This window comes from Chryseobacterium sp. OV279, assembly GCF_900128945.1.
In the GTDB taxonomy this organism is placed as follows: Bacteria; Bacteroidota; Bacteroidia; order Flavobacteriales; family Weeksellaceae; genus Chryseobacterium.
The window spans coordinates 621,117-636,428 of sequence record NZ_FQUD01000004.1; the positions used below are offsets into that span (position 1 = coordinate 621,117).

Annotated in this window: 8 protein-coding genes; all 8 read left to right on the top strand. The window is 37.9% G+C overall.

Going from position 1 to position 15,312, the window contains the following annotated elements; all coding sequences use genetic code 11:
* The first annotated feature begins 48 nt into the window (after positions 1 to 48).
* Positions 49 to 3,021, top strand: coding sequence for a translation initiation factor IF-2 (gene infB / locus BUA72_RS19865; RefSeq protein WP_047450618.1), 2,973 nt, complete (start codon positions 49 to 51; stop codon positions 3,019 to 3,021).
* A 659-nt stretch (positions 3,022 to 3,680) separates the two neighbouring features.
* A complete protein-coding gene (locus BUA72_RS19870) occupies positions 3,681 to 6,524 on the top strand; it encodes a SusC/RagA family TonB-linked outer membrane protein (protein WP_072924751.1) in 2,844 nt (947 codons plus the stop codon).
* A 10-nt stretch (positions 6,525 to 6,534) separates the two neighbouring features.
* Positions 6,535 to 7,962 (top strand): RagB/SusD family nutrient uptake outer membrane protein, encoded by a 1,428-nt coding sequence (locus tag BUA72_RS19875; protein ID WP_047450611.1) that lies wholly within the window; start codon positions 6,535 to 6,537, stop codon positions 7,960 to 7,962.
* A 64-nt stretch (positions 7,963 to 8,026) separates the two neighbouring features.
* Positions 8,027 to 8,704, top strand: a complete 678-nt coding sequence (locus BUA72_RS19880; RefSeq protein ID WP_083544257.1) for a hypothetical protein — start codon at positions 8,027 to 8,029, stop codon at positions 8,702 to 8,704.
* A 127-nt stretch (positions 8,705 to 8,831) separates the two neighbouring features.
* Positions 8,832 to 10,769, top strand: coding sequence for a putative porin (locus tag BUA72_RS19885; protein WP_072924752.1), 1,938 nt, complete (start codon positions 8,832 to 8,834; stop codon positions 10,767 to 10,769).
* A gap of 13 nt (positions 10,770 to 10,782) precedes the next feature.
* Positions 10,783 to 12,369, top strand: coding sequence for a bacillithiol biosynthesis cysteine-adding enzyme BshC (gene bshC / locus BUA72_RS19890; RefSeq protein WP_072924753.1), 1,587 nt, complete (start codon positions 10,783 to 10,785; stop codon positions 12,367 to 12,369).
* Positions 12,370 to 12,407: 38 nt separating this feature from the next.
* Positions 12,408 to 14,357 (top strand): LysM peptidoglycan-binding domain-containing protein, encoded by a 1,950-nt coding sequence (locus BUA72_RS19895; RefSeq protein ID WP_072924755.1) that lies wholly within the window; start codon positions 12,408 to 12,410, stop codon positions 14,355 to 14,357.
* Positions 14,358 to 14,427: 70 nt separating this feature from the next.
* Positions 14,428 to 15,303, top strand: a complete 876-nt coding sequence (gene fabD, locus BUA72_RS19900; RefSeq protein WP_034723909.1) for an ACP S-malonyltransferase — start codon at positions 14,428 to 14,430, stop codon at positions 15,301 to 15,303.
* The last annotated feature ends 9 nt before the right edge of the window (positions 15,304 to 15,312 follow it).

Here is a 15,312-nt window from a genome sequence, read left to right on the forward strand (position 1 = left end):
AAGAAATACTTTAATTTTAAGAATTAAAAAAAATAGTAAATAATATAGATGCCAAAAATAAGATTAAATAAAGCGGTTAAGGAATTCAACATTTCGATGTCCAGATTAGTAGAATTTTTACAGTCAAAGGATTTCGAAGTTGAAAACAATCCTAACGCTCAATTAGAAGAAGCGGCATATTCTGCATTGGAGGCTGAGTTTGCCAAAGACGGTGAACAAAGAAAAGCTTCCCATGAGGTGGTGATCACCAAAGTTCCGGAAGAAAAACTGGAAATTGAGGAAAAGAAAACCCCTGAAGTAATAAGAGCTAAAGCAAACAAACCAGAAACTAAGATTTTAGGTAAAATAGATCTTGAACCTAAAGCCCCTGAAGTGGAAGAAGTGCCTGTTGCACCCGTAGCAGCACCTGTACCTGTGGTAGCACCGGTAGAAGAGAAGAAAGAAGAAGTTGTGGCTGAACCGGAAGTAAAAGCTGCTCCTGAAAAGCAGGAATTCAAAGTTCTGGATAAAATTGATCTGTCCCAAATAGAATCTAGAAATAGACCTGTAAAAAAAGATAAACCCAAAATGGAGGAGAAAAAAGAAGAGGAAAAACCGGCAGAACCTGTGAAAGAAACTCCAAAGCAGCCAGAGCCTGCTGCTGAAAAGAAAGCAGAGCCTCAAAAACCAGCTGAGCCTGAATCTCAGGAACCTCAGAAAATAGAAACCGTTTATCAGAAACTTGATGGTCCTAAGATCGTAGGTGAAAAGATAGACTTAACGCAATTTGCACCAAAACCTGGTTCAGGCGCTAAAAAGAAAAGAAAGAGAATTGAAAAACCGGGAGGCCCGAATCAACAAGGCCAGGGGAATAATCAAAACTCAGGAAATAATAACAATAACCAGGGAGGTCAGGGTAACAACCGTCCTCAAGGTCAGGGAGGCCCAGGAGGTAACCGTCCGCCAGGACAAGGTGGCCCAGGAGGAAACCGTCCACCAGGACAGGGAGGCCCAGGAGGAAACCGTTTTGGAAATAACCAGGGAAATCGTCCACCAGGTCAGGGAGGCGGATTCAAGAAAGGTCCAGGCGGTGGAAACAACAACAGACCAGGGCAAAGAACCATGCCTGTTGAGCTTACCGACGAGCAGGTTAAAAACCAGATCAAGGAAACTCTTGAAAAACTAACCAACAAAGGAGGTAAGTCTAAATCTGCTAAACACAGAAAAGATAAAAGAACGTACCGTAGAGAACAGGACGAACGTCAGCAGGAGATTGATGCTCAGGACAGAACATTAAAAGTAACTGAATTCATCACAGTAGGTGAATTGGCAAGTTTAATGAACGTTTCTCCTACAGAAGTTATTTCTGCTTGTTTCTCCCTTGGAGTAATGGTAACAATGAACCAAAGACTGGAAGCTGATACCTTATTATTGGTTGCCGATGAATTTGGTTTTAAAATTGAATTCTCGGATGCTGACTTAGAAGAAGTCGAGTCTGAAGAAGATATGGATACTGAGGAAGATCTTTCTTCCAGAGCACCAATTGTAACTGTAATGGGTCACGTTGACCACGGTAAAACGTCCCTACTTGACTACATCAGAAAGACCAACGTTATTGCTGGTGAATCAGGAGGTATTACACAGCACATTGGAGCATACAACGTAAAATTAGAAAACGGACAGAGAATTACATTCTTAGATACACCGGGTCACGAAGCGTTTACCGCGATGAGAGCCAGAGGTGCTCAGATCACCGATATTGCCATTATTGTAATTGCAGCGGATGATGATGTAATGCCACAAACGAGAGAAGCAATTTCTCACGCACAGGCTGCAGGAGTACCAATGATCATTGCATTAAACAAAGTGGACAGACCAAGTGCTAATCCTGATAATATCCGTCAGCAGCTTTCAGGGATGAATATCCTTGTAGAAGAGTGGGGTGGAAACGTTCAGGCGCAGGAAATTTCTGCGAAGTTTGGTAACAATATGGATGTTCTATTGGAGAAAGTATTACTTCAGGCAGAGATGCTTGATCTTAAAGCTAATCCGGATAGAGCCGCTCAGGGTGTTGTGATTGAAGCTTCATTAGATAAAGGAAGAGGCTATGTAGCGACCATGTTGGTACAGACAGGAACTTTAAGAGTAGGAGACTATGTAGTTGCCGGTAAGAACCACGGTAAGGTAAAAGCAATGCTTGATGAAAGAGGTAGAAACCTTAAAGAAGCCGGCCCTTCAATTCCTGTTACTATTCTAGGTTTAGATGGAGCGCCTACAGCAGGTGATAAGTTCAAAGTATATGCAGATGAAAGTGAGGCTAAGACCATTGCCAACAAGAGAGAGCAGTTACAGAGAGAACTTTCTATCAGAACTAAGAAGCATACTACGCTTGAAGAACTTGGAAGAAGAATTGCCTTAGGAGAATTCAAGGAATTGAATATTATCCTTAAAGGTGACGTGGATGGTTCAGTTGAAGCATTATCTGATCAGTTACAGAGATTGTCTACAGCAGAGATCAATGTAAATATCCTTCACAAAGGAGTTGGACAGATCACTGAATCTGACGTTAACTTAGCAACTGCTTCTGATGCCATTATCATCGGATTTAACGTAAGAGCTGGAGCCAATGCTAAAGAATTAGCAGATAAAGAAGAAATCGAGATCAGAACGTACTCAGTAATTTATGCTGCAATTGATGAGGTGAAAGAAGCCATGGAAGGTATGCTTTCTCCGGAAATCAAAGAACAGGTAATGGGTAACGTTGAGATCAGAGAAGTATTCAAAATCTCTAAAGTTGGAACAATCGCAGGTTGTATGGTTCTTTCAGGAAAAGTAACGAGAAGCTCGAAAGTAAGAGTACTGAGAGATGGTATCGTGAAATTCGACGGAGAGCTTGAAAGCTTGAAGCGTTTCAAAGATGACGTAAGAGAAGTAACAAAAGGTTACGAATGTGGTCTGAACCTGAAAGGATACAACGATATTGAAGTTGGAGATATTCTTGAAGTGTACGAGCAAGTAGCTGTTAAGAAGAAACTGAAATAACAGTTTTTAACTATAAATACAAAACCACTTTCTTATGAAAGTGGTTTTTTTGTGTCCTGCTATTATTTAATTTTTATTAATATCATATACTGTTTTTCATATTGATAATTTCACCCCATAATGAGTTGTCAATTTATGCAACTTAAATGTTAAAATATAAGAAGTTTATAAGCAAAATGAATAAACGAAAATAGTACAGAACTTTTTAAGGGAATGAATGTGTAGTAAGCATTCTTGAAAGCGAAGTTAATAATAGAATATCCAAAAGGCCCTAGCTTATATTGAGGCAAAGGTCATGTGTAAAGTAATGGAAAAACAGCTTTATAAAAAGGAATTATAATAATAGTACCTGATTGATAAATGTATGAAAACCACTTTTTTATAGAGCGTATTTTTTGTTAAGAAAAATTTTAATATAATTTATATTGATTCTAAATAATATTTCCTATACTGGCAATAATTTGTTAAAAAAAATAACTATAGTGAAAAAAAAATATTTATACAAATAAAGCTAGATATTATTGCTTAATCTTTATTATTTCACGGAATAGTTAAAAACAATATATGAAAAAAACATTCTGCTTACGAAAGTGTAATAGTTGTGAATGTTAATATTTATTAACATATTTGCGAATTAAAATATATTAAAATTTGTTAATATGAATGTTAAACTACGTGTATTGAGTGTTGGAGCATTGTTCTTTTTAGGGCAAACTGCTTTCGCACAAAAAACTAAAAAAGACACAGCATCTACTACGCAGATTGAAGAGGTAGTAATGGTTGGATTTGGACAGAAGAAGACGGTGCAGGAATTAACCGGATCTGTAGGTACAATGAAGAGTGATGCAATCAAGGATGTTCCTGTAGCATCAGTTGATAAAATGCTTCAAGGTAGGGTTTCTGGTGTTCAAACAGGAAATGCTTCCGGGCAGCCTGGAGGTTTCGCATCAGTTCGAGTAAGAGGTATCGCTTCTGTAAATGGTGGTGTAAACCCTATTTATGTAGTTGATGGTATCAGAGTACAAAGTGGGGATTTAACCAGCGGGGCTACTACTGCTAACATCCTTGCTAACCTTAACAGTGATGATATTGAAAGTGTAACGGTCCTTAAAGATGCTGCTTCAACAGCGGTATATGGAGCGGATGCAGGTGCTGGGGTAATCGTTATTACCACAAAATCAGGAAAAAAAGGTAAACCAAAGATTTCATTAAACTTCGAGTCAGGGACAAACTCTCGTGCTATTGAAGGAATGAGAGGCTTAAATACAGAGCAGTATAGACATATATTATCGTATGCTTTTGCTAATGCAGATCCTACAACAACTCCTGAGGGGGTTTATGCAGATATGATAGCTGGTTTATACGGAGCTGCTCCAAAGCAGATATTTACTACAACTAATAATACAAACTGGAGAGATGTAACCAGCAGAAGCGGGTATCAGAATTCAGTAAATGCATCTATCAGCGGTGGAAATGATAAGGTTACTTATTATAACTCTGCTAACTATTTCCTTCAGGAAAGTGAATTGAAAGGATCTGACTTCAAACGTTTAGGTTTTACTACAAAAGTAGACGTTAAAGCTACAGATAAATTCAAGTTTGGTACAGATGTTCAGCTTTCATACAGTAGAATCAATACTCTTCCAAACGGAGGTGGATTTGCAAATCCAATCTTATTTGAATTATTTGCAAGACCTACAGATCAGGCTTACAATCCGGACGGAACTTATTATCTAGGAAACAGCGGAAGATTAAGTAATAACTTGTTCAACTCTGGTTATGTACAGGATAATAACTATTTCAGAGCTTCTACCGCAAGAGTATTTGGTAACGTATATGGAGAATATCAAATCTTAAAGAACTTATCATACAGAGTAGTTTTCGGAGCTGAATATAACAACATCGAAAATGATACATATTACAACCCTGTTCATGGTGACGGATATCAGGTAAATGGTAGAAAAACTGAAACTACAGCAAGATATTTCAACTGGAACTTACAGAACATTGTTAACTATAACTTTAAGTTAGGAGACAAAAACAGATTCAATATCTCAGCAATTCAGGAAGCTTACCAAAGAAATTACAGAGCTGTTGCAGGACAAGGAGTGAACGTAGGTTCTCCAACCCTTGAAACATTAAGTAACTTCATCAAGCCAATCTATGCAACCGGAGATAGATCTGTAAGCTCAAGAAACGGTTATGCTGGTGTGTTAAACTATGACTATGATAAATTGATCTTAATTGATGCTTCCATAAGAAGGGATGCATTGTCAAACTTTGTACCGGGGCAGAAATGGGGAACTTTCTATTCAATTGGTGCCGGAGTTGATTTGGCAAGACTTCAGTTCGTAAAAGACTGGGACAAAATTTCTCAATTTAAATTTAGAGGATCTTACGGTAAAGTAGGTAACACTATTTCAAGTATTCCATATTCTTTATACCAATATACAGGAAACTATAATGATCAGCCTGCTGCTGCACCAAGATATGTTTACAATCCGGATCTAAGATGGGAAACAGTAAAACCTTTGAGTTTCGGTCTTGATATGGGCTTCTTCAAAAACAGACTTACCGTTACGGCAGAATATTATAACAAGAAGACTGAAGACTTAGTATTCAGTGTGCCTTTACAGTTATCTCAGGGATTACCTGCTGAAACTACTCCAACATATCCATACAAAGATATAAACGTAGGATCATTGGTAAACAAAGGATTTGAATTCACAGTGAACTACGATGTGATCAAACAAGAAGATTTCAGCCTTAGCATTGGTGGTAACTTAAGTACCCTGAAAAACGAAATTACATCATTATATGGTGGACAAGACGTGATTACAGGTGCTACTATTCTTAGAGAAGGTGAAGGAATAGGTACTTTCTATATCAGAAAATGGGCAGGAGTAGATCCTACAAATGGAGATCCATTATGGTATAAGAACGGGATGGATGGAGAAACTACCAACAAATATGCAGATGCGGCACTTGCTGTACAGGGAAGATCTTATTCAAATGTATTTGGAGGGGTAAACCTTAATGTAGCATACAAAAACTTTACCCTATCTGCCTTAGGAACATTCGGATTTGGTGGTAAAGTTCTAAACGATTGGGGCTCATATACTCAATCAGATGGTCAGTATACTTATTCTTACCCTGGTTCTACGGATGCACTTGATTTCTGGACACCTTCTAATCCAAATGCTGCTAATCCAAAACCGATATATAATAACGCAACAAACTCAAACAGAACTTCAACAAGGTTCTTGGCGAAAACAGATTATTTAAGACTAAGCAACATCAGAGTTGGATATAAATTTGATGCTAAGATGTTAAAAGGAACAGGGCTTCAAGGATTCGAAGTATATGCTCAAGGAAACAATATCCTGACGCACCGTTATGATAAGAACCTTAAGTTTGACCCTGAAAACAATTTGAACTCAACTAATAACCTTAACTTGCCGGTTCAAAAAACTTATTCACTAGGGTTTAATATTCAATTTTAATTAGTAAAAAATGAAAAAATATATTTTAAAATATGGAATGTTAGCAGTTATATCAACTGTAACATTAACGTCATGTAGTGATGACTTCATTGAAACTGAATTCTTTCAGCAGGTTCAGCAGTCACCATTAAATACCATTGAAGAACTAGATGCTTTTGTTAAAGGACAGTATTTGTCAATGAGAAATGCTTCTTATTATGGGTGTGATTTCACAATGATCGGAGAATTGAGAAGTAATAATATGTATTCTGATTTTGCGAATGGAGCAGGTTATTATCAGACAGTTGCTTCATATTCTATGACTGCGGCAGATCAGTATTCTTCTGGCCCGTATGCGGAAATGTATAAAGTTATTTCAAAGGCTAATATTGTAATTAACAATGTACCTTCAGGACAGTTAACATGGAAGCAATCTCAGGACCCTGCAGTGATCCAGGCAAGAGCTAACTATTTAAAAGGTCAGGCTTATGCATCTCGTGCTCTGGCATTATTTGACTTATTAAGAATGTTCGGACAGGAGTATGCTGGAGGGACTACAGGAGTAGTTGTTCCTACAGTTTACAACGCTGAAGCTAAACAGGCCCGTTCTACAGTAGCTGAGACAAGAGCTCAGATCGAAGCTGATTTTGATATGGCACTTTCCTTAATGGGAACTCCTACAGCCAGTATACATTTAACCAGAACAGAAATTAACCAGTATGGAGTGAAGGCTTTAATGTCCAGATACTATCTTTACAAAGGGGATTATGCAAAAGTAAGAACTCTAGTTGCTGATTTGGTGGCATCAGGTAAATATTCTGTAATTGGTGCATCTGATTTCTCCGGAAGTTTCTCAAAACCGGATTCTTCAGTTAACTCAATTTTTGAAATTGCAGTAGGTGCTACTAACGATCTTGGAACAACATCTACTTCTAATAAGTTAAACATTGCTCCAAAAGGATATGGAAATATGAAAGTTGTTCCTGCTTTAAGACTTTCTTATATTCCGGATGATGTGAGAGGTTCAGTTATTTCAACAACGAACGTTCTTAACGGTAAATATGTAAATAGTTTTGACAACATTCGTATTGTAAGATTCGAAGAGGTATTGTTAAATGGGGCTGAAGCTGAACTTCAAGCAGGAGGAACTGCTGCAACTGCATTGACCTACTACAATATGATTCAGGCTAAACGTGGAAAAGCTACTGGCGCTTTAGCACCTGCAGTAACACTTACGTTAAACGATGTTTACACAGAAAGACAGAAAGAACTTGTAGGAGAAGGATTTGGATATTGGGATTTACTAAGAAGAAACCAACCGGTTATCCAAAGAAGCTCTAGCGGTGCTGCTGGTACTGTAAGAAATGTTGGAAATCAATTATTAACATTCCCTATTCCTAGAAACGAAATTAACGTTCCTGGAACATTGGTAACGCCTAACCCTGGGTTTGGTGCTTAATAATAAATAAATAATAAAAAAGCCGCTCTAGAGCGGCTTTTTTAATCTTAAGACCAATATTAATATGAAAAAAATACTTTTTATTACTGGAATGCTTTTAGCGCAGAGCGTTTTTTCCCAGGAAACCGATATTCTCAATGTTGTAACTACACCAGACGGCTTCTACAGTAAACCTGGAAAAGTCCGTAAAGAAGATCACAAAATTGATGGTTCCCCATATGTTAATGGAGATAAATTTGAAAAAGTGATTATAAAAGATTACAGTAAAAATGTTCAGGATCTCCGATACAACGCTTACCGCGATGAAATGGAGTTCAAAGTAGGAGACGAATTGTATAATGCTAATAAAACAGAAGGCCTTAAAGTTCAGTTTCCATCATTGAAAAAGACATATGAATCTATTAACTATTCGTATGATAACAAAACGAAGTCAGGGTATCTTGTACTATTGGTAAACAATCCTAAATTTTCTTTGTACAAAAGAGAAAAAATGGAGCTTATGGGAGGAACTAAAAGTAATAATGGCTTTACGCGCGATGCTAACGATTATTATGAAAGGGATAAGGATCTCTATCTGGTAGCCAAAGACAAAAAGTTTTCCAAATTTCCAAAGAACGCTTCAGAAGCATCAGAAATTTTTTCAATAGACAAAAAAGAGCTTGAAACCTTTGTGAAATCCAATAAAATCAACTTCAACAAAGAACCGGATATGATAAAACTGGTAGAATTTGTAAACAAGTAAACACCATATATAAACCCCTGCCATTCGCAGGGGTTTTTGTTTCCTTTTATTTCTTATTTTTGCTGTACAAAAATCAATAATGGAACTTTAAGGTTTCATGTTACTTTTGAACAATATAAATAAACGCATGAAGTACATCCTTTTTATCATAATCTTCTTCGGTTTTGTCTCGAAGGCTCAAGTTGTTAATAAAACAGATATCAAGAGCCCGCAGAAAGAAGAAGACACCCTTGTTGTAGACAACGGGAAAAAAGATTCCCTGAAAATTTTTAAACCTACCATTAATGATTATCTGTATCAGACCCAATTTTCTGAAAAGAAGATTTTTGATACCGTGATGACTTTTGACAAGACCCATATCTATTCACAGTATAATAATACAGACAACTTTGGGAAAGCCCAGGTTGCGAATATAGGAGCCGGATTCAATCCATTGGTATATGAAGTAAATCCGGAGCAGAACCTGTCTCTGCTGCCTTCCAATAAATCGTACATGATTATCGGTGCCAATGATGTGAAGTACTATGATGTAAAAACACCTACAGCCACTTTCGTTTACCATACCGCGATGAAAAACGGGGCAGCTTTGAACTCTACATATACCCAGAATATCGGAAAAAGATTCAACTTTGCCATCAACTATATGGGGCTTCGTTCTCAGGGGTTTTACAGGAATTCATTGGCGTCCAATAACAATACTTTGTTTTCAGGACACTATACTTCCAAGAGCGGGAATTATGAATTGTTTGCCCATTATCTACATCAGAATGTCAACAACCAGGAAAGTGGAGGGATCACAGAAGATGATCTGTTCCAAAGTGGTGACAGTAATTACAAAAACAGACAGAATGCCCAGGTTAATCTGGCGTCATCAAGTTCTCAGTATTCATACAGAAGATATTATCTGAGCCATCAGTTTACGCCGTTCAATGCTGAGAAATTTCCTTTCAGCATCAGACATACCTTATCTCACCAGGGGAATAAGTATTTTTATAACCAAGGAGCTGTGGAATCGTACTGGTTTGATAATGCTTCAGAACTGACGAACGGTTTCCCGCTGACCACGAAAAAATATTCAGATAACTTCAGCAATACGGTAAGTTTGGTTTTTAATAATGAAAAATTCAAGCTTGATGGTGGAGTGCGTTATCAGATGATTAAATTTGGAGTGAGAGATCTTGCTACTGTCAACGGAACAGCGCTTCCGGGTGAATTTAAAGAAAACAGAATCGGAGCAGTTGGAAATTTACAGATTAAACTTTGGGATAAATTCCAGTTGAAATCATTCTTAGAATTTTCAAATGGAAGCCAGTTCGGAAGTTATCTTCGAACAACCAACAACATCAAATTTGAGCCGATAAAAGATTATTTCGTTAATGCGAAAGTGAATTTCCAGAGTGCTTATCCTTCATTTAACTATCTTTTAAATACGTCCGTTTACAATAAATACAATTACTATCTGGAAAATGCTAAAAACCAGACGGTAACAGAAATCGGAGGAAGTGTTAATCTGAAATGGTTCAAAACCGAAATTTTCGCTAATTATTTCAGAATAGACAACTACACGTATTTCAATGCAGACGGAGCTCCACAACAGAGCAGCAGCTCGCTGAATATTTCTCAGATTGGAGGTGATGCTACATTCAGTTTCGGAAAATTCCATTTGAATACAAGACTTCATTTCCAGAATGCATTGACGAATAAAGAACTTCTGCCAATGCCAAGCTTTATCGGAAGAGCCAATTTCTTCTTCCAGAGCAAAGCCTTTAAAGATGCGGCCGAGGTTCAGATGGGAGTGAAAGTCTATTATTTCTCAAAATTTGCATCAAGAGATTACTTCCCGATCCTTAATGAATATATTTTGCCTCGCGCAGATTCATTCTCTATCGGAGGACAGCCTATTGCCGATCTTTATATCAATATGAAGGTTAAAAAAATGTTTTTCTACGTAGAAGGACAGCAGATAGGAACATTCATCTCCAATAATAAAGCATATGCATTTCCACATTATCCGGTTTATGATTTCAGATTAAACATCGGGATTGTGTGGTATTTGTTCAACTAAAAGCCAAACCAAGTTGAAAACAATAAATAAAATATCATTTAACGATATAGAAAGCATTCCTCAGCTGGTAAAAGATTTTCTGAACCAAAAGATTGAGGGCTTTGAAAACAATACCTTTTCTTTAGATCACTTTAAAGATCATATCCATCTCAAACAGAATTCCTTTACACCGGATCAGAGACAGATCTTGTCTGATGTACTGGAAGAACAGCTTTCGGGATTCACACTTTCCTCAAAGCAGAAAGAGAACCTGGAAAACCTGAGGCAGTCCAATACCTTTACCATAACGACCGGACATCAGTTAAACCTGTTTTCCGGACCTGTTTTCTTTGTCTATAAAATTTTACAGACCATTAAAACCTGTACCTATCTGAAGGAGAATTTTCCGGATTTCAATTTCGTTCCGGTATACTGGATGGCGTCAGAAGATCATGATTTCGTAGAAATTAATCATTTTAAGACGGAAAATAATTATTATGAGATCAATGAAAAGTCAGGCGGTCCGGTAGGAAGAATTACCATCAGCGATACCTTTTTCATTTCAGAATTTGAAAAGGAATTTAAAGATTCCGTATTCGGGACAGAGCTGATCCTGATGATGAAGGAAGCGTATAAAGTTGGAAATACATTAACGGAGGCCATCAAAACCTTAGTGAACAGGTTGTTCTCTGAATTTGGTCTTTTGATCATGGATGGCGACTCCAAAGAACTTAAAAACCAGATCAAAGATATTTTCAGAGATGAATTGCTTCATTTCAGTTTACAGAAAAACTCAAAAGAAAAAGTAGATTTTCTGACCAGGAAATATGGAAAAGTTCAGGTGAATCCAAGAGATATCAACCTTTTCTACCTTTCAGAAACCAGAGATAGAATCGACTTTGACGGTGGAAAATATAGTGCAGTAGATACAGACAAAAAATTTACGCAGGAAGAAATCCTTCAGGAGCTGGAGAATCATCCCGAAAGATTCAGCCCGAATGCTTTAATGCGTCCTGTGTATCAGGAAAAAGTACTTCCCAATTTAGCCTACATCGGAGGAAATGCAGAGATTATGTACTGGCTGGAGCTTAAAGATTATTTTGCAGCAGTCAATATTCCGTTCCCTGTTTTGATTCCGAGAAACTCTATGCTTTTCATTAAAGAAAAAACAGTAGGGAAAATTGAAAAACTGGATTTGAGCATTGAAGACTTCTTTGGAAACTTTACAGCCATTACCAATCAGAAAATTTTAAAAGACAGCAGTGTATTGTCGTTGCTTGAAGAAAAAGAAATACTTTTGGAGAAAAGCTTCTCCGAACTGAAAACGATAGCAGAAACTACCGAACTTTCTTTCGGGAATATGGTGAAGGCAGAAGAAGTAAGACAGTTGAAATCATTTAAAAGAATGAAAAAACGTCTGTTACACGCCGAAAAGATAAAACAGGGCGAATTGCTCGAAAGACTGGAAAAGCTGTTTTTAGATGTTCATCCTTCCAAAACCTGGCAGGAAAGAGTCTATAACTTCAGTGTATTCTTTTCCGATTACGGCTATTCATGGCTTGAAAATTGTTGGGAAGAAATGGTGGTTCAAGAATCCAAATTAATAATTGTTGCCATTTAATTTTAAAGAAGTATTTTTGTAAATTATAATTATCGAGTATGATAAAGAGGTTTTTTATTTTGTCCAGTTTATGTATGGTTTTGGGAGTATCTGCCCAAAACTCACACACCGTTGTGAAAGGAGATAATCCTTACAATATTGCAAAAAAATACGGGATAACTGTAGATGAATTGTTAAAGCTGAACCCAAAATTCAAAGACGGTAAGCTGGCTATTGGAGATATTGTTACAGTGAAAGCTGAAAAACAGACCGCTCCGGTGTCTAAGCCTGCAGTAGTTGAAAAAGCAAAACCAAGTCATTCAAATGCTCAGGTTGGAAAAATTATCCTTCAGCCTAAACAGACGGTTTACGGAATTACAAAACAATACCGTATCTCTGAAACAGACCTTAGAAAGCTGAATCCTGAATTGGATACCCATATGAAAATAGGGGACGAGATCACTTTGCCGCTCGACAGCATCAAAAAATATGGGGGAGACCAGCAGCTTGCTCCTCAGACTGTAGATCCTAAGCCGACAGAACCTCATAGCGGAGTCAATGCAGGAGCATCTTTAGACGCATCCATGTATGTTATTCAGGCTAAAGATAATTATTACAGAATTACAAAACAGTTTGGAATCAGCCAGCAGGAACTGTATACCTTAAATCCTGGATTGGAGGAAAAAGGACTGAAGCCGGGCGAAACCATTATCGTAAAAAATTCAAAAACGGATACCACCTCAGTCTCTGAGCCGGTAAACCCGAAAACCAAAATAGATTCAGGAAACGAAAAATCGACTACATCCACTGCAACTCCCGTAGGAGCAGCTGATGATTATGTAACCTATACCGTTCAGCAGGGAGATACCGTATTCTCTATTGTTAACAAATTCGGAATCTCGATTGATGAACTGATCGCCCTGAATCCGGATCTTTCAAAAGGTCTGAAATCAGGAATGGTCCTGAAGATCAAAAAACAGGATCCGGCTTATGTAAAGAAAAGCGGTGATGCATTGAGCGTTGTCTTAATGCTTCCTTTCGGATACAGTACCAACGAAACTCAGTATAGAGGAATGGCACTGGACTTCCTTACCGGAGCTAAATTAGCCATCGAAAGAAACGCAAGAGGCGGGCAGAAACTGGATATCAAAATTGTAGATTCAGGAAACGAAGCTTCATTTAAAAACTCAATGGCACAGATCAATCCTGAAAACACGGATCTGATCATTGGCCCATTCTTCAAATCAAACGTCATTGATGTTCTTGATTTTACTAAAAATCAGAAAATCCCGGTGGTGGCACCTTTCGCTAACTCTCCGGAACTATACAACTACAGCAACCTGATCATTGTGGAAACCAATGACCAGACTTATGCAGATAAAATTGTTGAAGAAGTAAAAGGAGTATATTCAGATCAGAAAATCTATGTGGTAGCAGACAGCAAAAAAGAAATTGCAGGCTACATCAAGGGCGGTCTGGAGAAAGCAGTTAAAAATCCAAACATTATTATTGTAAACTCTCCTGCTGAAATTCAGCTGGACCAAAATATGATGACTGGACAGTCTGCTCCTGTTATCGCTATTCTTGCCAGTGACAATGATAATGCCGGTGAAGCTTTCACCAATAAAATGATAGCGCTTTCCAAAGAAGTGCAGGGTGTGAAAGCCTTCAGTATGTACTATTCTCCAACTTTCGAGAAGAAAGTGGATGAACTGAGCCAGGCAAGCCTTGTATATCTGATGGACAGAAAGATCAATGCAGACGGTAATTTTGAAAAAGAAATCTTAGCAGCTTATAAAAGCAAATACTGCAAAACGCCTCCTAAATATGCAATCGTTGGTTTTGATGTTGTCAATGACATGCTGACGAGAGAAAACAGAAAAGGGGAGATCTTTAAGCAGATGAATAAAGTACAGACCCAGCTTGCCACCAAGTTTGAGTTTGTAAAATCAAAAGCAAACGGAGCTTACGTAAACACCGGATACCGCGTGATTAGATTAGTTCCTTAACCGATTTATGCCTTTTTAAAGGAATATTTTTAACATTATCTTTATATTTGCATAATATTTAATTCATTACATGAAAGCACTTGTATTTCCTGGGCAGGGTTCTCAGTTCGTAGGAATGGGAAAAGAATTGTACGATTCTAGAAAAGACATTAAGGACTTAATGGAATCTGCCAATGAAATTTTAGGTTTCGATATCCTTTCGTTGATGTTCAACGGGACGGATGGAGATCTTAAGAAAACAGAGGTTACCCAGCCTTCTATATTTATACACTCGGTAGCTGCCTTAAAAGCAGTGAACGGTCTTGGAGCAGAAATGGTTGCAGGACATTCTTTAGGAGAGTTTTCAGCTTTGGTTGCCAACGGAGTTTTATCCTTTGACGACGGTCTGAAATTAGTATCCGAAAGAGCAAAAGCAATGCAGGAAGCCTGTGATGCCAATCCAAGCTCTATGGCTGCAATTTTAGGTCTTGAAGACGCAAAAGTTGAAGAAATCTGTGCACAGATCAGCGGTATTGTAGTGCCGGCAAACTACAACTGTCCTGGCCAATTGGTTATTTCAGGAGAAACAGCTGCAGTAGAAGAGGCTTGTGTAAAGCTTAAAGAAGCAGGAGCAAAAAGAGCGTTGTTACTTCCGGTAAACGGAGCGTTCCACTCGCCTTTAATGGAGCCTGCACAGGTAAGACTGGCGGCTGCGATTGAAAATACAAAATTCAGAAAAGCAACGATTCCGGTATACCAGAATATCACCACTACAGCAGTGACTAATCCTGAGGAGATCAAACAAAACCTGATCGCTCAGCTTACAGGTCCTGTAAAATGGACGCAGTCTGTTCAGAATATGATCAAAGACGGAGCGTTTAATTTCGTAGAAGTAGGTCCTGGAAAAACACTTCAGGGATTGATCAAGAAAATTGATCCGTCTGTAGAAGTTGCTTCAGCCATCTAATAAAAAATT

What these genes read in the sequence shown, in the direction of transcription:
- BUA72_RS19870 (WP_072924751.1), top strand. Translation starts at nt 3,681, where the DNA reads ATGAATGTTAAACTACGTGTATTGAGTGTTGGAGCATTGTTCTTTTTA.
- infB (WP_047450618.1), top strand. Translation starts at nt 49, where the DNA reads ATGCCAAAAATAAGATTAAATAAAGCGGTTAAGGAATTCAACATTTCG.
- BUA72_RS19880 (WP_083544257.1), top strand. Translation starts at nt 8,027, where the DNA reads ATGAAAAAAATACTTTTTATTACTGGAATGCTTTTAGCGCAGAGCGTT.
- fabD (WP_034723909.1), top strand. Translation starts at nt 14,428, where the DNA reads ATGAAAGCACTTGTATTTCCTGGGCAGGGTTCTCAGTTCGTAGGAATG.
- BUA72_RS19875 (WP_047450611.1), top strand. Translation starts at nt 6,535, where the DNA reads ATGAAAAAATATATTTTAAAATATGGAATGTTAGCAGTTATATCAACT.
- BUA72_RS19895 (WP_072924755.1), top strand. Translation starts at nt 12,408, where the DNA reads ATGATAAAGAGGTTTTTTATTTTGTCCAGTTTATGTATGGTTTTGGGA.
- BUA72_RS19885 (WP_072924752.1), top strand. Translation starts at nt 8,832, where the DNA reads ATGAAGTACATCCTTTTTATCATAATCTTCTTCGGTTTTGTCTCGAAG.